Below are 20,295 nucleotides of genomic sequence, written 5' to 3' on the forward strand. Positions count from 1 at the left end.
GTCTGTTTGAAGGGACCCGCAATGTATCACCTCACCGCCCTCGTCACGCTGCTGGCGATCGCATTTTATTTCTTCACCAGCCTCAACGTCTCGCGCGCACGCACGAAGACCGGCGTCAAGGCGCCCGCGATGTCGGGCCATCCGGATTTCGAACGCGCCTTCCGCGTCCAGATGAACACGCTGGAATGGATGCCGATTGTCCTGCCGGCGCTCTGGCTGTTCGCGGTCTATATCAGCGACGCCATTGCGGCCGGACTCGGCGCAGTCTGGATCGTCGGGCGCGTCGTCTACTTCGTGGGCTATTCGAAGGCGGCAGCCAAGCGCGGCCCCGGTTTTGCGATCCAGGGCATCGCCGCCATTGCGCTGTGGGCGGGGGCGCTGGGAGCGGTGATGTTGCGGCTGGTGAAGTGAAGCACGAGCGGCAACCACACACTCGCTGTCGTCCCGGACAAGCGCAAGCGCAGATCCGGCACCCATAACCACAGAAAGAAGTTGTAGCGCGAGCAGTAACTCCGAGTCCCCGTAACCATGTCCGCCTGTGGCTATGGGTCCCGGATCGGCGCGCGCTTGGGCGCGCTTGTCCGGGACGACACTGAGTTTGTTGAACCGCCGTCCCCTTACTTCGTCAGCGGACAGCCGCTGTCCTTGGCGGTGAAGAACGCCTTGTCGCCGGGGACGGTGGCGAGCAGCTTGTAATAGTCCCACGGCTTCTTCGACTCCGCGGGCTTCTTGACCTCGAACAGATACATGTCGTGGACCATACGGCCGTTCTCGAGCACCTTGCCGCCTTGCGCGAAGTCGTCGTCGACCGGCAGCTCCTTCAGCTTCTTGGCGACCGCTTCGGTATCCTTGGTGCCGGCGGCCTTCACGGCCTTGAGATAGCTTAGCGTCGCCGAGTATGTGCCGGCGTGGATCATGCTCGGCATGCGCCCGGTGCGCTTGAGGAAGCGCTCCCCGAGATTGCGCGTGCGGTCGTTGAGATCCCAGTAATAGCCTTCCGTCAGCACCAGGCCCTGCGCGGCCTGCAGGCCGAGGCCGTTCACTTCGGCAAGCGTCATCAACAGGCCGGCGAGCTTCTGGCCGCCGGAGACGATGCCGAATTCGGACGCCTGCTTGATCGAGTTTGTGGTGTCGAGGCCGGCATTGGCGAGGCCGACGATCTTGGCCTTGGAGCTCTGCGCCTGCAGCAGGAAGGAGGAGAAGTCCGAGGAGTTGAGCGGCACGCGCACCGAGCCGACGACCTTGCCGCCATTGGCGGTGACGATCTCGCTGGTGTCCTTCTCCAGCGCGTAGCCGAAGGCGTAGTCCGCGGTGAGGAAGAACCAGGTGTCGCCGCCGGCTTTCGTCAACGCGCCGCCGGTGCCGACGCCGAGCGCGCGGGTGTCGTAGGCCCAGTGGAAGCCGTAGGGCTGGCAGGCATCGCCTGTCAGCCGCGAGGTCGCGGCGCCGACGACGATGTCGATCTTCTTCTTTTCCTTGGACAGCTCGTGGATCGCGAGCGCGACCGAGGACGTCGTCAGCTCCGTGATCATGTCGACGTTCTCGACGTCGTACCAGCGCCGCGCGATCGAGGTCGCGAGGTCAGGCTTGTTCTGGTGATCCGCGGTGACGAGCTCGATCTTCTGGCCCAGCACCTCGCCGCCAAAATCCTCGATCGCCATCTTGGCCGCCTCGACCGACCATTTGCCGCCGTAATCGGCATAGACGCCGGACTGGTCGTTGAGGATGCCGATCTTGACGCCTTGCGCGGAGGCCGGCGCCGCCAGCATAAGGGCAGAGGTTGCGACGGCGGCCAAAAGTGCTGATTTCATCTGTTAGCTCCCAGCAGTTTTCTGTTTTGAAATCGCGCGGATAGTAGTGAAGAACCCCGCGCCTGCCCATCCATTTCACGTTGGTCGTTAGTATGGAGGTGTGCGCTGCATTCTCCGCTGTCGTCCCGGACAAGCGCGCGCAGATCCGGGACGACGGCAGGGGTGGGGAGGTGCCGGTGGCCATCACTTGCACTTAGGAAGCCACGACCTCCGGCTTCTTGTCCCTGCGTCCTTCCGCAAGGTTCCGCACCACTACATAGAAGATCGGCGTGAACAACAGGCCGAACAGGGTGACGCCGATCATGCCGAAGAACACGGCGACGCCGACCGCCTGCCGCATCTCCGAGCCTGAGCCGGTCGAGATCACCAGCGGCAGCACGCCGAGGATGAAGGCGAAGGAGGTCATCAGGATCGGCCGCAGGCGCAGGCGGCAGGCCTCGATGACGGCCTCCAGCCGCGGCCTGCCCTCGTTCTCGATGTCGCGCGCGAATTCGACGATCAGGATCGCGTTCTTGGCCGCCAGTCCCACCAGCACGACGAAGCCGATCTGGGTGAGGATGTTGACGTCCTGCCCCATGATGCGCACGCCGATGGTGGCGGCAAGCAGGCACATCGGCACGATCAGGATCACCGCAAACGGCAGCGTCCAGCTGCCATATTGCGCAGCGAGCACGAGATAGACGAACAGCACGCAGATCGGGAATACGTAGAGGCCGGCATTGCCGCCGGTGACCTGCTGATAGGATAGATCCGTCCATTCGAAGGTGAAGCCGCTCGGCAGGGTGTCGTCCGCCAGCTTCTTGATGGTGTTGAGCGCGGTGGTCGAGCTGGTGCCCGGCGCCGGCTCGCCCTGGAGCTCGGACGCGGCATAGAGATTGTAGCGCGCGACGCGGTCAGGCCCCGAGACGTCCTTGAACTCGACCACGCTGCCGAGCATCACCATGTCGCCGGAGGCGTTGCGCGTGCGCAGGCGGGCGAGATCGCTGGGCTCCTTTCGGAACGGGAAGTCGGCCTGCGCGGTGACGTGATAGGTGCGGCCGAACAGGTTGAAGTCGTTGACATAGGTCGATCCGAAATAGCTCTGGATCGTCTCGTTGATGTTGGAGATGGGAACGCCAAGCTTCTGCGCCTTGGTGCGGTCGATATCGACGAAGAGCTGCGGCGTGTTGGCCGTGAACGGCGAGAACACCGAGGTGAGGGTCGGCGCCTTGCGCGCGGCAGCGACCAGCTCGTCGGTCGCAGCGGCGAGCATTTCGGGTCCGCGCCCCTGGCGATCCTGGACGCGAATGGTAAAGCCGCCGCCGGTGCCAATGCCGGGCACGGCCGGCGGCGGGATGACGATAATGAAGGCACCCTGGATCGCCAGGAGACGCTTGCGCAGCTCCGCGGTGATCGCGTTAGCGGACAGCCCCTTCTTCAGCCGCGCCTCGGGCTCGTCGAACACCGGGAACAGTGCCGCCGCGTTACCGGCTTGCGTACGGGTGGCGCCGGAGAAGCCGGCAAAGGCGGCGACGCGGACGATGCCCGGCGTATCCAACGCGATCCGCTCGATCTCGCGCACAACCTCGGTGGTGCGCGCCAGCGAGGCCGCACCCGGCAATTGCACGGAGACGATGACGTAGCCGCGATCCTGCGCCGGAATGAAGCCTTGCGGCGTTGTCCCGATCAGCCAGCCGGCGCTGCCGATCAGCACGACGTAGATCAGGATCATCACCACCGAGTGCCGGATCACGAAATTGGCAAGACCCGCATAACCGTGCGCCAGCCGGTCGAACACGCGGTTGAAGACCCCGGTGAAGGCGCGCCACGCCCGCGCGATGGCATTCCACGCGGCGGGCGGCCGCTTCGCTTCATGCGGGGTGAGGATCTGCGAGGCCAGCGCCGGCGACAGCGTCAGCGAGCAGAAGCAGGAGATCGCGGTCGCAACCGCAATGGTGACGGCGAATTGCTGGAAGAACTGCCCGGATATTCCACCCAGGAAGGCGGTCGGCACGAACACCGCGCACAGCACCAGCGCGATCGAGACCAGCGCGCCGCCGACCTCCTCCATGGTTTTCAGCGCGGCGTCGCGCCGGCTCAGGCCGTGCTCGAGATGACGCTCCACGTTCTCCACGACCACAATCGCGTCGTCGACCACGATGCCGACGGCGAGCACGAGGCCGAACAGAGTGAGATTGTTGATGGAGAAGCCCAGCGCCGCCATCACCGCGAAGGTGCCGACCAGCGACACCGGGATGGCGATGATCGGAATGATCGCGGGCCGCCATCCCTGCAGGAACACCAGCACCACGACGACCACGAGCAGCATGGCCTCGTAGATCGTCTTGATCAGCTCGTGGACGGACTGCGCGATGAACTCGGTCGGGTTGTAGCCGATGTTGTAATCGAGGCCTCTCGGGAAGCTCTGCTTGAGCCTCGTCATGGTGTCGTTAATGTTCTTCGCCGTCGCGAGCGCGTTCGATCCCGGCCGCTGCGTCACCAGCATGGCGACCGCGGATTTGCGCAACAGGAAGCTGTTGGTGGAGTACGCCAGCGCACCGAGCTCGATGCGGGCAACGTCGCGCAACCGCACGACGCGGCCGTCTGAGCCGGCCTTGATCAGGATGTCCTCGAACTGCTTCTGGTCCTTCAGGCGCCCCGTAAAGGTCAGGTTCGGTTGGAAGGCGCGGTCGGCAATCGGCGGCTCGGCGATCTGGCCGCCCGCAATCTGCACGTTCTGCGCGCGGATCGCGGCCAACACTTCGGCCGAGGTCAGGCCGAGATTGGCGATCCGGTCGGGGTCGAGCCACAACCGCATCGAATAGTCGCGTGCGCCAAAGATCTGGATGTCGCCGACGCCGTCGAGCCGCAGCAGCTGGTCGCGGACCTGGAGCAGTGCGTAGTTCGAGATGTAGAGCTGGTCGAACGTGTCGTCCGGCGACAGCATGAACACGACCATCAGGATGTCGGGCGAGTTCTTGCGCGTGGTGACGCCGTTGCGCTGCACCTCCTCGGGCAGCCGCGGCTGCGCGATGGCGACGCGGTTCTGCACCAGCACCTGGGCCTTGTCGAGATCGGTGCCGAGCTTGAAAGTGACGGTGATGGTGAGCTGGCCGTTCGACGTCGCCTGGCTGTAGAGATACAGCATGTCCTCGACGCCGTTGATCTCCTGCTCGATGGGAGCTGCGACCGTGTCGGACACGGTCTGCGCGGAGGCGCCGGGATATTGCGTGGTGACGACGACGGTCGGCGGCACCACTTGCGGATATTCGGAGACCGGCAGCGTGGTGTAGGCGAGCGCGCCGACGATCAGGAGCACGATCGACAGCACCATCGCGAGGATGGGCTGATTGATGGAGAGGCGGCCGAGATTCATGACTTGCCACCGGCCGGCGCCTGCGCCGTCTGCGGGGCGACCTTGGCGCCGACGCGGGCGCGCTGGATGCCGTTGACGATGACGCGGTCCTCCGCCTTCAATCCGTCGCGGATCACGCGCAGGCCGTCATCCAGCGGCCCGAGCACCACAGGACGCGCCTCTACGGTGTCGTCGGGTTTCACCACGAACACGATCTTGCGGGACTGGTCGGTCGCGACGGCGGCATCCGGAATCAGCAGCGCCTCATACGGCGCGCTGCCGATCAGCCTGACACGCCCGAACTGGCCGGGCAGGATCGACAGATCGGTGTTCTTGATCACCGCGCGGCTGCGCAGCGTGCCTGTCGAGACATCGAGTCGGTTATCGAGAAAGTTGATGGTGCCTTCATGCGACGGCTTGGTCTCGCCGGCGAGCGTCACCTGCACCGGGTTCGCCGTCTCGCGCGAACTCGGGCGCCGCCCTTCGAACCACAGCTTGCTATATTTGATGAAAGTCGCCTCATCCATGTCGAAATAGACGTAGATCGGATCCAGCGTGACGATGGAGGTCAGCAATGTCGACGTGCCGCTGTCGCTGCCCTGCACGAGATTGCCGGGACTGACGAGATGGCGGCTGACGCGGCCCGTCAGCGGCGCCGTCACATGCGTGAATTCGATATTGAGCCGGGCGGCCCTCAGCGCGCCATCGGCCTGCATCTCGGCGGCGTGGGCCGCCTGCAAGGCCTGACGCCGCTGATCGACGACCTGCTCGGAGACGGCGCTGGTTTGCACCAGGCTCAAACCGCGATCGAGCTCGCGCTTGGCGAGCTCCACCTTGGCCCGGGCATCCGACAGCTGGCCCTCCGCCTGCGTCGCCACCGCCTCGAACGGACGCGGGTCGATCACGTAAAGCAGATCGCCCTGATGGACGATGGCGCCGTCCTGGAATTCCACGGAGTTGACGAAGCCGCCGACGCGCGGCCGCACCTGAACCTCCTCGACCGCCTCGAAGCGCCCGGTGTACTCGTCCCAATCGGTGACGGTGCGCTTGACCGGTTGGGCGACGGTCACGGGCGCTGGCGGGGGAGCAGCTCCTTGCGAGGCTGGCTGCCCGCAACCGCTGAGCGCGAATGTCGCGCCGACAAACGCGGCGATTGCGCCTAGTCGAACCGGAACGAAATCGTGCTTTTTGACAAACGGCTCGCTTCCATCCGGTCGGCTCATCCCAGGTCCTCGCACAAAAGCCGCAGAAAAGGCAGGGTACGCCCCTACCTGCGGGCGTCCCAAGATGGGTGGCAAAGATGAACTCTTCAAGGCCGCGGTGCGCGCAATGCTCGGACGAACGCCCTGGCCGGATGGCGGGTTGACAGCCGGATAGCCAGCCTCGCGCCAAGTGATGAGCGGGCGGGTCGCGAATGGCATTATTCGCGGAGGTCATGAATTGGGAGGGTGCCTCCCTTCGCCTCTCCCCGCGTGCGGGGAGAGGCCGGAGCGCATCGCAAGATGCGATCCGGGTGAGGGGGAGCCTCCGCGAGTCCGACTGTCAGCTCCCTCGCGGATAGCCCCCTAACCCGACCCTCTCCCCGCACGCGGGGAGAGGGAGAAGAGCCCCCAGCGCCTTCACACATGACGGCGGCCGGCGGCTCGGCTAGATTGCCCGCACAAGAACAAGACGAATTGTCCGGGAGGACAGGCGTGCACCAGGGACGTGTCGTTTTCGGCGCGATCGAGGAGGTCGTGTTCGGCCATGCTGCGGCCGGCGCCATTGTCGCGCAGATGGACCGGCTCGGAACGCGCCGCGCCTTCCTGATGGTCTCCGGCACGCTCAACCGGCAGACCGACGAAATCGAGAAGATCAAGCAGGCGCTGGGCTCCCGCTGCGCCGGCCTGTTCGACGCCATGCCGGCGCATACGCCGCGCGAGGCCGTGATCGCGGCCACAAATGCGGCGCGCGGAGCGAATGCCGACCTGATCGTCACCGTCGGCGGCGGCTCGATCACCGACGGCGCCAAGGCGGTACAGCTTTGCCTCGCCAACGGCATCACCGATATCGACGGCATCGAGCGCATCCGCGTCCACAAGGGCGTCGCGCCCGAGATGACCGCGCCCACGGTGCGGCAGATCAGCGTGCCGACCACGATCGCCGGCGGCGAGTTCAGCGCGATCGCCGGCGTCACCGACCGCCGCACAAATGTAAAGCAGATGTTGCGGCATCCGCTTGTCGTGCCGCGCGCGACCATCCTCGATCCTGCCATCACCGTGCACACGCCGGAATGGCTGTTCCTGTCGACCGGCATCCGCGCCATCGACCATTGCGTCGAGGCGATCTGCTCGCGTGAGACGCATCCCTATGCCGATGCGCAATCGGTGAAGGGCCTCGCCATGCTCGCCGACGCGCTGCCGCGGGTGAAGGCGGACCCTGGCGATCTCGACGCGCGGATGGATGCTCAGATCGGCACTTGGCTGTCGATGGGCGCGCTCGCCGCCGGCGTGCCGATGGGCGCGAGCCACGGCATCGGCTATGTGCTGGGCGCGGCCTTCGATGTGCCGCACGGCTACACCTCCTGCATCATGCTGCCGGCGGTGATGCGCTGGAATGCGCGCGACAATGCCGAGCGGCAGATGATCGTCGCCGCCGCCATGGGCTTTCCCGGCCGCAACGCCGCCGACGTGCTCGATGCCTTCATCCGCGCGCTCGGCATGCCGTGCAGCCTTAGCGAGGTCGGCGTCTCGCCGGAGCATTTCGAGACGATCGCCGAACAGGCCATGCGCACGCCCTGGGTGCCGCGCAACCCGCGCAAGATCGAGGGTCCTGCCGACGTGCGGGAAATCCTGCTTCTCGCCGCATGATCCCGGAGGATAGATGTACACTGGTCACCACGCCCGCCTGCGTCCGCTGCAGCCCGCCTTCATCATGGCTGCCACAGGCGAGGCCGTCACCTATCGCGAGCTGGAGGCGCGCAGCAACCGCCTGGCGCATCTGTTCCGCAAGCGCGGCTTGAGGCGGCTCGACCATTACTCGATCTTCATGGAGAACAATTCGCGCTACCTGGAGGCCTGCGGCGCGGGCGAACGCTCCGGGCTGTACTATACCTGCATCAACTCCTTCCTGACACCGGGCGAGCTCGCTTATCTCCTCGTCAACAGCCAGTCGAAGATCCTGATCACTTCGGTGGCGAAGCTCGACATCGCGCGCGAGGCGATCCACGCCTGCCCCGAGATCAAGCTCTGCATCGTCGCCGATGGCCCGGGCGAGAGCGAGCGCATCGTCGGGCTTGCGGACGTGACCGCGGACATGCCGACGACACCGATCGCGGACGAATGGCTCGGCACGGCCATGCTCTATTCGTCCGGCACGACCGGGCGGCCGAAAGGCATTCTGCGGCCGCTGCCGGAAGAGCCGCCGAAGCACAATCTGCCGCTGTTCGATTTCCTGACCAAACTCTGGCACTACCGCGAGGGCATGGTCTACCTCTCGCCGGCCCCGCTCTATCATTCCGCCCCGCAAGCCGCCGTGAACCTCACGATCCGCATGGGCGGCACCGTAATCATCATGGAGAGCTTCGATCCCGAGCGTTACCTCGAGCTGATCCAGCGCTGGGGCATCACGCACACCCAGCTGGTGCCGACGATGTTCTCGCGCATGCTGAAGCTGCCGGAGGAGGTCCGCAAGCGTTACGACCTGTCCTCGCTGGAGATCGCGATCCACGCCGCCGCGCCCTGCCCCGCTTTGGTCAAGGACGACATGATCAAATGGTGGGGACCCATCATTCACGAATATTACGGCGCGACCGAGGGCCTCGGCTTCACCGCCTGTAACAGCGAGGAATGGCTTAGCCATCGCGGCACCGTCGGCAAGGTGCTGCTCGGCGACCTCCACATTCTCGACGAGAACATGCGGGAGTGCCCGACCGGCACGCCGGGCCAGGTCTGGTTCAAGACCGCCTCGCCGTTCGAATATTTCAACGATCCGGAGAAGACCAAGGAGGCGCGCTCGGCCGACGGCAGCATGAGCACGGTCGGGGATGTCGGCTATGTCGACAAAGACCGCTTCCTGTACCTGACCGACCGTGCGACCTTCATGATCATCTCCGGCGGGGTGAACATCTATCCGCAGGAATGCGAAAACCTCCTGATCACCCATCCGAAGGTCGCCGATGCCGCCGTGTTCGGCGTGCCCAATGCCGATCTCGGCGAAGAGGTGAAGGCGGTGGTGCAGCCGATGCCCGGCGTCGTGCCCGGCGAGGCGCTCGCCGAAGAGCTGATCGCGTTCTGCGCAAAATCGCTGTCGCGGCAGAAGGTGCCGCGCTCGGTCGATTTCGACAAGGAATTGCCGCGGCTGCCGACCGGGAAGCTGTACAAGCGCCTGCTGCGGGACCGGTATTGGGGCAACAAGGCGTCGAGAATCGTGTGAGGTGGCTGTTCACTCAAGCGCGAGACGTCGCCAAACAGAAGGTGTCGTCCCGGGCCGCGACGACGTCGCGAACCCGGGATCCATAGCCACAGGGGGTGGTTGTCGCGCGAGCAGGCAACTCCGAGTCATCGCAAAACTCCTTCCTGGGGTTATGGGTCCCGGATCTGCGCTTCGCTTGTCCGGGACGACGATGGATGCTTGAGAAGCAGCGAGACACTTCAGTTCCGTCTCTCTCTTCGCACCTGCACTCTCACATTGTGAGATATGAACCCCTGCGGCCTTCTGTCATCCGAATTGTCGAGGCGGCATGCGGCGCTATCGGGGTTGCCTCCTTCGGCTTGCGTGCTATCGTCGCGACAAACAGGCTGCAAAAGGCCGAGGTCCAGGGAGGATGAGCATGCGGAGCGTGTGGGCGCTCGCCGTAATGGCGGCGCTATCTGTGCTGACGGCCTCAACCACCACGCTTGCCGGCGAGCCCAAGCAGGGCGGAACCTTGCGGATATATCACCGCGACAGTCCAGCCAACGCCTCGATCCTCGAAGGCGCGACCTATTCGGTCAACGTGCCGTTCATGGGGGTCTTCAACAATCTCGTCATCTATGATCAGCACATCGCGCAGAACAGTCCTGATACCCTGAGGCCCGAGCTCGCCGAAAGCTGGTCCTGGAGCAGCGACAACAAGAAACTGACGTTCAAGCTGCGTCAGGGCGTCAAATGGCACGACGGCAAGCCGTTCACGTCGGCCGACGTCAAATGCAGCTTCGATCTCTTGATGGGCAAATCGCAGCAGAAGCTGCGGCAGAATCCACGCAAGGCCTGGTACAACGAAGTCAACGAGATCACGACGAGCGGCGATTTCGAGGTCTCGTTCGACCTGAAGCGGCCGCAACCCTCGCTGCTGGCAATGCTCGCGTCCGGCTATACGCCGATCTATCCCTGTCACGTCTCTCCGGCGGACATGCGCACCCATCCGATCGGGACCGGACCGTTCAAGTTCGTCGAGTTCAAGGCCAATGAATCGATCAAGCTGACGCGAAATCCGGACTATTGGAAGAAGGGCCTGCCCCATCTCGACGGCATCGAGTACACGATCATCACGAACCGCTCGACCGCGATCCTCGCCTTCGTCGCCGGCAAGTTCGACATGACCTTCCCGACGCACATCACGATCCCGCTCCTGAAGGACATCAAGTCGCAGGCGCCGAACGCGACCTGCGTCGTGGAGCCGACCAACGTTTCGACCAACATCATCGTCAATTCGTCCTCCCCGCCATTCGACAACATCGATATTCGCCGGGCCGTGGCACTTGCGCTCGACCGCAAAGCCTTCGTCGACATCCTGTTCGAAGGTCAGGCCGATATCGGCGGCACCATGCTGCCCCCGCCTCAAGGCATCTGGGGCATGCCCAAGGACAAGCTCGAGACCATTCCGGGCTACGGTCCGAACGTGAACGCGAACCGCGAGGAGGCGAAGAAGCTGATGCAGAAGGCGGGCTACGGTCCCGACAAGCATCTCGCGGTGAAGGTCTCGACCCGCAATCTCGCGGAATATCGCGACCCCGCCGTGATCCTGATCGACCAGCTCAAGAGCATCTATATCGACGGCGAGCTCGACGTCGTGGAAACCGCGAACTGGTTCCCGAAAGTCGCGCGCAAGGACTACATGCTCGGCCTCAATCTGACCGGCAATTCCGTCGACGATCCCGACCAGTCGTTCTACGAGAACTATTCCTGCGGCTCGGAACGGAACTACACCAATTATTGCAACAAGGAGATCGAGAAGCTGTTCGACGTGCAATCGCAGGAGATCGACATCAACAAGCGCAAGCCGCTGGTGTGGGATATCGACAAGAAGCTGCAGGAGGACGTTGCCCGCCCGATCATCTTCCATGCGCGGGCCGGCACTTGCTGGCAGCCTTATGTCAAGGGCGTCACGATCATGTCGAACAGCTCCTATAACGGCTTTCGCTACGAGGATCTGTGGCTCGACAAGTAACGCGCCTGGCTGAAGACTAGCGGCTCGCGGAGGGCGAAGGATGTTTGCCTATCTGGTGCGACGCCTGTTGCTGATGCTCGTGACCCTGTTCGGGATCTCGGTCGTCATCTTCGTTCTGCTGCGCATCGTGCCCGGCAATATCGTCGACATCCTGTTCGCTGCCGCCGGCTATGTCGATCCCGCCGACAAGGCCAACCTGGAGAAGGAGCTCGGCATCGACCAGCCGCTGATCGTACAATATTGGCACTGGATCAGCGGTTTTCTGCGCGGTGATCTCGGCTATTCCTACGTCTCCGAGAAGCCGGCGCTGCAGGAGATATTGCCGCGGATCCCGATCACGGCGCGGCTCGCCGGCCTCGCGCTGCTGTTCTCCGCGTCGATCGGCATTCCGCTCGGCGTCATCAGTGCCGTGAAGCAGGGCACACGGCTGGACTACGCCCTGCGCGTCGTCAGCCTCAGCGGCCTGTCGTTGCCCTCGTTCTGGCTCGGCCTTTTGATCCTGACCGCGTCGGTGGCGATGTTCGGCCAGATGCCGATCTTCAATCCGAATCCGCAGACCTGGCTCGAGGCGTTCGCAACCTATGCCGTTCCAGCCGCCGCCGTCGGCTTCCGCAGCGCGGCGCTGACCTTGCGCATCACGCGATCCTCGATGCTGGAGGTGCTGCGGCAGGATTACATCCGCACTGCGCGCGCCAAGGGGGCCTCCGACGCCGCCGTGAACTATCACCACGCGCTGAAGAACGCGATTCTGCCTGTGATCACCGTGATCGGCATCGAGGCGGCGTTCCTGATCGGCGGCCTGATCGTCACCGAGACGGTGTTCAACATCCCCGGCGTCGCCCGCTTCCTGGTCGAGGCGATCCGCTGGCGCGACTATCCGATCGTGCAGAACCTCGTGATGTTCATCGCCGTGGTCGTGGTGGTCGCGAATTTCACTGTCGACATGCTCTACGCGGTGTTCGACCCGCGGATCAGGTACACGGATTAGGAGAGCTGTTTGGCCGCGATCGACTACGATCTCGAACTTCGGCGGGCCGGCGCGCATGCGACCGGTGGGTGGCGCCGCGTGCTGTTTCTGGCGCAGCGGCACGTGCTGGGCGCGGCCGGGCTCATCATCATGACTATGTTCGTATTCACCGCGATCTTTGCCGACTTCATCGCGCGCTACGACCCCCTGACCGTCGATTCCGCGCGCGCTCTCGCTCGCCCGAGCTGGGCGCACTGGATGGGGACGGACTCGTTCGGCCGCGACGTGTTCAGCCGCATCATTCACGGCGCGCGGATCTCGCTCGCCGTCGGCATCGGCTCGACCGCGCTCGGCGGCACCATCGGCGTCATCGTCGGACTGACGTCAGGCTATCTGTCCGGCTGGGTCGATCTCGTCTTCCAGCGCGTTTCCGACGTACTTCAGGCACTGCCGCTGCTGGTCCTCGCGCTGATCATGACGGCGGCACTCGGTCCGTCCTTGCCGAACGTCATCATCGCGATCGCGATTCCGCTGATCCCGACCGTGTCGCGCGTCACCCGCGCCAACACGCTGGCGCTGCGCGAGCAGCCCTTCGTCGAGGCTGCCAAGTCGATCGGCATGAGCGAGGTGCGCATCGAGCTGCGCCATGTGCTGCCGAACACGCTGGCGCCGCTGATCGTGCTCGCAACTGCCCAGCTCGGCTCGACCATCCTCACCGAGGCTTCCCTCTCCTTCCTCGGCCTCGGCATTCCCGAGCCTTATCCGTCCTGGGGCCGCATGCTCTCGGAATCCGCCGCCGAATATGTCCGCACGGCGCCCTGGCTCGTGATCTTCCCGGGCATCGCCATCAGCCTCGCCGTGTTCGGCGCCAATCTGTTCGGCGATGCCCTGCGCGACATCCTGGACCCGAGGCAACGCGGCTGATGGCTGACAAATCCGACCTCGTGCTCGATGTGAGAAACCTGAAGACGGTGTTCTTCACCAATTCGGGGCTCTTCAAGGCCGTCGACGACCTCTCCTTCACCGTGAAGCGCGGCGAGACGCTGGCGATCGTCGGCGAATCCGGCTGCGGCAAGAGTGTCACCGCGCTGTCGCTGATGCGCCTCGTGCCCGACCCGCCGGGCCGCATCGTCGGCGGCTCCGTCTCGCTCGAAGGCACCGATCTGCTGGCGCTGGACGAAACCGAGATGCGTGCCGTCAGAGGCAATCGCATCTCCATGATCTTCCAGGAGCCGATGACCTCGCTCAATCCGGTGATGCGGATCGGCGACCAGATCGTCGAGGCCGTGCGGCTGCATCGAGACGTCTCGGCCAAAGAGGCCCAGAATATCGCCGTCGAGATGCTGCGTCTGGTGCGGATCCCCGAGCCCGCGCGACGTACGCGCGAGTATCCGCATCAGCTGTCCGGCGGCATGCGGCAGCGCGCGATGATCGCGATGGCACTGGCCTGCCGGCCGGCGCTCTTGATCGCGGACGAGCCGACCACCGCGCTCGATGTCACCATTCAGGCGCAGATCCTGGCGCTGATCCTCGACCTGCAGAAAGAGCTCGGCACCGGGCTGGTGCTGATCACGCATGATCTCGGTGTCGTCGCGCAGACTGCGCAGCGGGTGATCGTGATGTATGCGGGGCGGAAGGTCGAGGAAGCCAGTGTCGAAGCGCTGTTCGCCTCGCCAAAGCATCCTTACACGCGCGGACTGATGGCTTCGATTCCAGCGGTCCCCGCGCCCGGAATCGCCGCGCCGGCGCGGCTGAACGAGATTCCCGGCACGGTGCCATCGCTGGTGCGGTTGCCCAGGGGTTGCGCCTTCGCGCCGCGCTGCAAGCTCGCCATCAAGCGTTGCGAGGCCGAATATCCGCCGCTGGAGGATTGCGGCGGCGGCCATCTCGCCGCCTGCTGGCGCGCGGAAGAGGTTGCGGAGGTGGCATGACCGGAGCACTGCTCGAAGTCACCGATCTCAAGAAGTATTATCCGGTGCGTGCCGGCGTGCTGCGGCGGCAGGTCGGCACCGTGCACTCGGTCGACGGCGTCTCGTTCTCCCTTCAGGCCGGCGAGACGCTAGGGCTCGTCGGCGAGTCCGGCTGCGGCAAGTCGACGGTGGCGCGCAGCGTGCTGCGGCTGGTCGAACCGACCTCGGGCCAGATCCGCCTCGACGGTGAGGACATCACGCATCTGTCCAAGTCGGCGCTGCGCCCGCACCGCCGCTCGATGCAGATCGTGTTCCAGGACCCATTCGCCTCGCTCAATCCGCGCATGACCGCCGGCGACATCGTCGGCGAGCCGCTCGCCGTGCACGGGCTCGCAAGCGGCAAGGAGCTGGAAGCACGGGTCGCACAATTGTTCGAGCAGGTGGGCTTGCGGCCCGACCAGATGCGCAACTTCCCGCATCAGTTCTCCGGCGGCCAGCGCCAGCGTATCTGCATCGCACGCGCGCTCGCGCTGGGGCCGCGCCTGATCGTCTGCGACGAGCCGGTCTCCGCGCTCGACGTCTCGATCCAGGCGCAGGTGATCAACCTGTTGGTCGACCTGCAGCGGCAGCACGGCTTTTCCTATCTCTTCATCGCGCACGACCTCGCCGTGGTCGCACATATCAGCCACCGCGTCGCGGTGATGTATCTCGGCCGCATCGTCGAGATCGCCGGCAAGGACGAGTTGTTCCGCAACCCGCGCCATCCCTACACGCAGGCCCTGCTCGCCTCCGTGCCGATCGCCAACCCGCTCGCGAAGAAGCTCGCGCCGCTGGTCGACGGCGACGTGCCGAGCCCGGTCAATCCGCCGCCCGGCTGCGCGTTTCACACCCGCTGCCGGTTTGCGATGGAGCGGTGCCAGATCGAGCGGCCGGCGCTGCTGGATGCCGGCGACGGGCATCAGGTGGCGTGTCTGCTCAATGAGGGGACGGGGCGAAGCAACGCGACTGCGTAGGGTGGGCAAAGCGAAGCGTGCCCACCACCTCTATGCCAATCGAAACGAATGGTGGGCACGGCGCTATGCGCCTTTGCCCACCCTACGATACTGCGATCTCCGCCACGATCCTGCCGGTTGTGACCTGATCCCCCTCGGCGACGTCGATCGCCGTGACCACGCCGTCGATGCCGGCCTTGTGGACGTGCTCCATCTTCATCGCTTCCAGCGTCAGCACCGGCTGACCGGCGGCGACACGGTCGCCCGGCTTGACCAGCACGGCGACGACGCGGCCGTTCATGGCGGCGCGGACCTTGCCGTCGCCGCCGTTGGCGGCGGCGGCCTTGGGCGCGGCGAGGGTGAGATCGGTCACCGCGAGCGGGATGCCGCGGTGCTGGAGGTAGAGCCGATCGCCATCTCGCAGGAATTTTGCGCTGTCCATCACGCCGTCGTGGCGGAAGCGGATCGTATCGGCGTCGAGCTGCTCGATCTCGAATCTGTCCTGGCGGTCGTCGCTGACAACGGTGTAGCTGCCGTCACGCTCTCGCGTGACTTCGAGCTCCAGCGTCTCGCCGGCGATCTCGATCTTTGCCGGCAGCGGGAACGTTGCCGACAGGCTCCGGCCGCTTCGCCATGATGGTGCACGCGGATTGGTGACATAGAGCAGCAGGCCCGCCAGCGCCGTATCGAATGCGGCTCCGGCGCGCGGCGCCAACAGCTCGTCGCGGTGTGTTTCGATGAAGGCCGTCGTCGCCTCGCCCTTGGCAAAGCCGGGATGACGCAGGCAGGACATCAGAAACGACTGATTGGTGGTCACGCCGAACGCGGTGAGCTGCTCGAGGCCGACGATCAGCCGCCCCCTCGCCTCCTCGCGCGTGGTGCCATGGCCGATCACCTTGGCGATCATGGAATCGTAGAACGGCGGGATCTCCGAACCCGATTGCAACGCATGCTCGACGCGGATGCTTTCAGGCACCTGCCAACGTGCCATGCGGCCCGACTGCGGCATGAAATCGTGCGCTGCATCCTCCGAGCACAGCCGCACCTCGATGGCATGGCCGGCGAACTTGATGTCCTGCTGCTTCACCGGCAATTGCTCGCCGCGCGCGACGCGCAACTGCAGCTCGACGAGATCGAGCCCGGTGATCGCCTCGGTGACGGGGTGCTCGACCTGGAGACGCGTGTTCATCTCCATGAAGTAGAACTCGCCGCTCGCATCGAGCAGGAATTCCAGCGTGCCCGCGCCCTCATAACGCAGTGCCTTGACGGCGGCGACCGCAACTTCGCCCATTCTGGCGCGCAGCTCCGGCGTGACCGCGGGCGACGGCGCCTCCTCGATCAGCTTCTGGTGCCGCCGCTGCACCGAGCAATCGCGCTCGCCGAGATGAATGGCGTTGCCATGGCTGTCACCGAACACCTGGATCTCGATGTGGCGGGGGCTCTGGATCGCACGCTCGAGGATCACAGTAGGATCGCCGAAGGCGGCCTTGGCTTCCGACCGCGCACTGCGCAGGGCGTCAGGGAACGAGGCCACTTCGGTAACTAGCCGCATGCCGCGGCCGCCGCCGCCGGCGACGGCCTTGATCATCACGGGAAAGCCGATCTTCCTGGCCTCCGCCAGCATCACCTCGTCGCTCTGGTCGGCGCCCTGATAGCCGGGCACGACGGGGACGCCGGCTTTCTTCATGATCTCCTTGGCGCCGGCCTTGTTGCCCATCGCCTCGATCGCCTGCGGTGACGGACCGATGAAGACGAGGCCGGCATCCTTGCAGCCTCTCGCGAAGTCTTCGTTCTCGGCGAGGAATCCGTAGCCGGGATGGATGGCGTCCGCGCCGCTTACCTTGGCCGCTGCAATGATCGCGGGGATGTTGAGATAGGACTGCGCCGGCAAGGCTTCGCCGATATGCACGGCTTGGTCCGCTTGCCGCACATGGAGTGCGTCGCGATCGGCATCCGAATAGACCGCGACGACGCCAAGGCCGAGCTGCCGCGCGCTGCGCATCACGCGCAGTGCGATCTCGCCGCGATTGGCCACCAGAACCCTGAAGAACGGCCGATGCTGCACTGATCCGTTCCTCATGGGCGGGCCACCGAGAACTGCATGCGCTGAGGCGTGCGCGCATCGCCCTCGCGGCAGATCGCGAGCACTTCCGACAGCACCGCGCGGGTGTCGCGCGGATCGATCACGCCGTCGTCGAGCACGCGGGCGCTGGTCGAGAACACATCCATCTGGCCGTCGAACACGCCGATGATCTGCGCCTTCATGGTCTCCAGCTTGTCCTTTTCGATGGGCTTGCCGCGGCGCGCCGCGGCGGCCTCGGTCACGATCGCCATGGTTTCCGCCGCCTGCTCCCCGCCCATCACGGCGGTCTTGGCGTTCGGCCAGGAGAAGCAGAAGCGCGGATGGAAGCCGCGGCCGCACATGCCGTAATTGCCGGCGCCGAACGATGCACCGCAATAGATGGTGATCTGCGGCACCGTCGCCGAGGTCACGGCCTGGATCATCTTCGAGCCGTGCTTGATCATGCCGGCTTCCTCATAGGCCTTGCCGACCATGTAGCCGGTGGTGTTGTTGAGATAGAGGATTGGCGTGCGGGTCTGGCAGCAGGCCTGGATGAAATGCGTCGCCTTGTTGGCGCCGGCGGGATCGAGCGGACCGTTGTTGGTGATGATGCCGATCGCCTGTCCTTCGATGCGGGCATGGCCGCAGACGGTGGCCGGGCCGTAATTCGGCGCCATCTCGGTGAAATCGGAATCGTCGACGATTCGGGCGATCACCTGTTTCATGTCGACGGGACGCTTGTGGTCCATCGGCATGATGCCGAGCAGTTCGTCCTGATCGTAGCGCGGCGGCTTGAACTGGGCAGCCGCCTTGCCCGGCCGCTCCCATTCCATCGCTGCCATGATCTCGCGTGCGATTCGCAGCGCGTCGCGATCGTCCTCGGCGAGGTAGTCGCCGAGTCCGGACACCTGCGTATGCATCTCGGCGCCGCCGAGCTCTTCCTCGGTCGCGATCTCGCCGGTCGCGGCCTTCAGCAGCGGCGGACCTGCAAGGAAGGCGCGGGTGCGGCCGCGGACCATCACGATGTAATCGGAGAGGCCAGTCTGATAGGCGCCGCCGGCGGTCGAGGAGCCGTGCGTGACGGTGACGACAGGCAGGCCTGCCGCCGAGAGCCGCGCCAGATTGCGAAAGATGTTGCCGCCGCGAACAAAGTCCTCGACGCGGTAGCGCAAGAGATTGGCGCCGGCGCTTTCGACGAGCTGGACATAAGGCAGCTTGTTCTCCAGCGCGAGCTCCTGCGCCCGCAGCGTCTTGTCGAGGCCGTAAGGTTGCAGCGCGCCCGCATCGATGCCGGAATCACTGGCGCTGACCATGCAGCGGATACCCGAGACGAAGCCGATGCCGGCGATGACACCGCCGCCGGGCACGCTCTTGCTCGCATCCGGCACGTCGAACATGTAGCCGGCGAGCGTCGACAGCTCGATGAAGGGCGCGCCGGGATCGAGCACCAGTGCGACGCGCTCACGCGGCAGCAATTGGCCGCGCTTGTGGAAACGGTCTTTCGCCGCCGCCGACGCCGCCCGCGTGCGCTCTTCCAGCGCGCGCATGCGGTCGATCAAAGCGAGCATGCCGTCGCGGCTGGCGAGATAGGCGGCGCCGCTGGGGGAAATGGTGTTTTCGAGAATGGACATGGCTCTATCCTACCCGTCATTGCGAGGAGCGAAGCGACGAAGCAATCCAGTCTGTTTCCGCGGAGGCACTCTGGATTGCCTCGCTTCGCTCGCAATGACGGCTGAGGCTACGTTCAGCGATTCGTCCCAAAGATCTTCCGCGCCTCGGCCGGGCTTGCGATCTCGCGGCCCGCACGCCTTGCGCAGGCGGCGACGGCCTCGATCAGCTGGCCGTTCGATGTCACCTTCTTGCCGTCGGCGAGATAGAAGGTGTCTTCCAGACCGGTGCGCAAGTGGCCGCCGAGCTCGGCGCAGCGCTGGTGCAGCGGCCAGATCTCCTCGCGGCCGATGGCGGTGACCTGGAAATGCGCCTCGGGACGCTTCAGCTTGATCAGGATCGGCAACAGCTCGGGATCGGCGGGCATGCCGGAGGCGACGCCCATCACGAAGTTATATTCGAGCGGCCCCTTGTACATGCCGACCTGGCGGTACATGCCGACGCATCGAACGATGCCGACGTCGAAGCATTCGAACTCGGGGATGGTGCCGGCCGCGTTCATGACGTCGAGATAGTCTTTCACCTTCTCGACCGCGTTGTCGAACATCATCGGTGGCCAGGCCCAGGTATTGTCGGCCTTGACCTTCAGATAATTCAGCGAGCCGGCGTTGCACGCGGCGATCTCCGGCCTGGTTTCCCGGATGCAGTCGAGCGCGCCTGAATAGTTCGGCCCCGACACGCCCGAGGTGTGGTTGATGATCACGCCCGGGCAGGCTTCGCGGATCGCCTGCTGGATCTCCTTGCTGACGCCGACTTCCCAGGACGGCAGGTGCCCCTTGCCCGGCGCCTGCTGGCGCAGGTGGATATGCATGATGGACGCGCCGGCATCGAATGCAGCCTTGGCCTCGCGCGCCATCTGCTCGGGCGTCACGGGCACGTTGTGCTGCTTCGGATCGGTGAGCACGCCGTTCAGCGCGCAGGTGATGACGGCCTTGTCGCTCATGCAAAGATATCTCGCACGTTGAGAATTCAACGCCTGCGATCATGTGATGGGTGGCATGCGGCTTCTTGCGCGGAGAAGCTGGGAAATGAGATGCTGTAGGGTGGGTTAGCCGAAGGCGTAACCCACCACTTTAGTTTCCGCGGAGACAGACGTGGTTGCTTACGCCAGCGGCCCGCGCTTCGCGCAGCCGCGAGCTAAT

14 protein-coding genes are annotated in these 20,295 nt (G+C 65.0%); 8 read left to right on the forward strand and 6 right to left on the reverse strand.

Annotated features, from left to right (window positions below; all coding sequences use genetic code 11):
- Positions 1-21 precede the first annotated feature (21 nt).
- Positions 22-411 carry an MAPEG family protein gene (locus XH84_RS18430; protein WP_128922856.1) on the forward strand — a complete coding sequence of 130 codons (390 nt, stop codon included), beginning with the start codon at positions 22-24 and terminating at the stop codon, positions 409-411.
- 206 nt (positions 412-617) lie between these two features.
- On the opposite strand, the gene XH84_RS18435 is transcribed toward XH84_RS18430, so the two are convergent.
- From XH84_RS18435 to XH84_RS18445, 3 genes are all read right to left on the reverse strand, one after another.
- Positions 618-1,811, reverse strand: coding sequence for an ABC transporter substrate-binding protein (locus XH84_RS18435; protein WP_128922855.1), 1,194 nt, complete (start codon positions 1,809-1,811; stop codon positions 618-620).
- Positions 1,812-2,004: 193 nt separating this feature from the next.
- The gene (locus tag XH84_RS18440) at positions 2,005-5,166 is read right to left on the reverse strand and encodes an efflux RND transporter permease subunit (RefSeq protein WP_128922854.1); all 3,162 of its coding nucleotides are present in this window, start codon (positions 5,164-5,166) and stop codon (positions 2,005-2,007) included.
- Positions 5,163-6,368, reverse strand: a complete 1,206-nt coding sequence (locus XH84_RS18445; protein ID WP_164936678.1) for an efflux RND transporter periplasmic adaptor subunit — start codon at positions 6,366-6,368, stop codon at positions 5,163-5,165. Before XH84_RS18445 ends, XH84_RS18440 begins: the two co-directional genes overlap by 4 nt.
- A gap of 471 nt (positions 6,369-6,839) precedes the next feature.
- Here XH84_RS18445 and XH84_RS18450 point away from each other — a divergent pair, with 471 nt between their 5' ends.
- From XH84_RS18450 to XH84_RS18480, 7 genes are all read left to right on the forward strand, one after another.
- The gene (locus XH84_RS18450) at positions 6,840-7,994 is read left to right on the forward strand and encodes an iron-containing alcohol dehydrogenase (RefSeq protein WP_164936677.1); all 1,155 of its coding nucleotides are present in this window, start codon (positions 6,840-6,842) and stop codon (positions 7,992-7,994) included.
- A 13-nt stretch (positions 7,995-8,007) separates the two neighbouring features.
- Positions 8,008-9,558, forward strand: a complete 1,551-nt coding sequence (locus XH84_RS18455; RefSeq protein ID WP_128922851.1) for an AMP-binding protein — start codon at positions 8,008-8,010, stop codon at positions 9,556-9,558.
- A gap of 397 nt (positions 9,559-9,955) precedes the next feature.
- Positions 9,956-11,554, forward strand: coding sequence for an ABC transporter substrate-binding protein (locus tag XH84_RS18460; protein ID WP_128922850.1), 1,599 nt, complete (start codon positions 9,956-9,958; stop codon positions 11,552-11,554).
- A 40-nt stretch (positions 11,555-11,594) separates the two neighbouring features.
- Positions 11,595-12,542 (forward strand): ABC transporter permease, encoded by a 948-nt coding sequence (locus tag XH84_RS18465; RefSeq protein WP_128922849.1) that lies wholly within the window; start codon positions 11,595-11,597, stop codon positions 12,540-12,542.
- A gap of 9 nt (positions 12,543-12,551) precedes the next feature.
- The gene (locus XH84_RS18470; RefSeq protein ID WP_128948495.1) at positions 12,552-13,445 is read left to right on the forward strand and encodes an ABC transporter permease; all 894 of its coding nucleotides are present in this window, start codon (positions 12,552-12,554) and stop codon (positions 13,443-13,445) included.
- On the forward strand, positions 13,445-14,452 hold the full coding sequence (locus tag XH84_RS18475) for an ABC transporter ATP-binding protein (protein WP_128922847.1): 1,008 nt from the start codon (positions 13,445-13,447) through the stop codon (positions 14,450-14,452). The genes XH84_RS18470 and XH84_RS18475 overlap by 1 nt, the downstream gene beginning before the upstream one ends.
- Positions 14,449-15,444: an ABC transporter ATP-binding protein gene (locus tag XH84_RS18480; RefSeq protein WP_128922846.1), complete on the forward strand. Its 996-nt coding sequence runs from the start codon at positions 14,449-14,451 to the stop codon at positions 15,442-15,444. Before XH84_RS18475 ends, XH84_RS18480 begins: the two co-directional genes overlap by 4 nt.
- A gap of 82 nt (positions 15,445-15,526) precedes the next feature.
- On the opposite strand, the gene XH84_RS18485 is transcribed toward XH84_RS18480, so the two are convergent.
- The 3 genes from XH84_RS18485 to XH84_RS18495 all read right to left on the reverse strand — a co-directional run bounded on the left by XH84_RS18485 (position 15,527) and on the right by XH84_RS18495 (position 20,096).
- On the reverse strand, positions 15,527-17,503 hold the full coding sequence (locus XH84_RS18485) for an acetyl/propionyl/methylcrotonyl-CoA carboxylase subunit alpha (RefSeq protein WP_128922845.1): 1,977 nt from the start codon (positions 17,501-17,503) through the stop codon (positions 15,527-15,529).
- Positions 17,500-19,116, reverse strand: a complete 1,617-nt coding sequence (locus XH84_RS18490; RefSeq protein ID WP_128922844.1) for an acyl-CoA carboxylase subunit beta — start codon at positions 19,114-19,116, stop codon at positions 17,500-17,502. The genes XH84_RS18485 and XH84_RS18490 overlap by 4 nt, the downstream gene beginning before the upstream one ends.
- A gap of 113 nt (positions 19,117-19,229) precedes the next feature.
- Positions 19,230-20,096, reverse strand: coding sequence for a beta-keto acid cleavage family enzyme (locus XH84_RS18495; RefSeq protein WP_128922843.1), 867 nt, complete (start codon positions 20,094-20,096; stop codon positions 19,230-19,232).
- Between the last annotated feature and the right edge of the window lie 199 nt (positions 20,097-20,295).

The organism is Bradyrhizobium nanningense, assembly GCF_004114535.1.
Taxonomy (GTDB): domain Bacteria; phylum Pseudomonadota; class Alphaproteobacteria; order Rhizobiales; family Xanthobacteraceae; genus Bradyrhizobium; species Bradyrhizobium nanningense.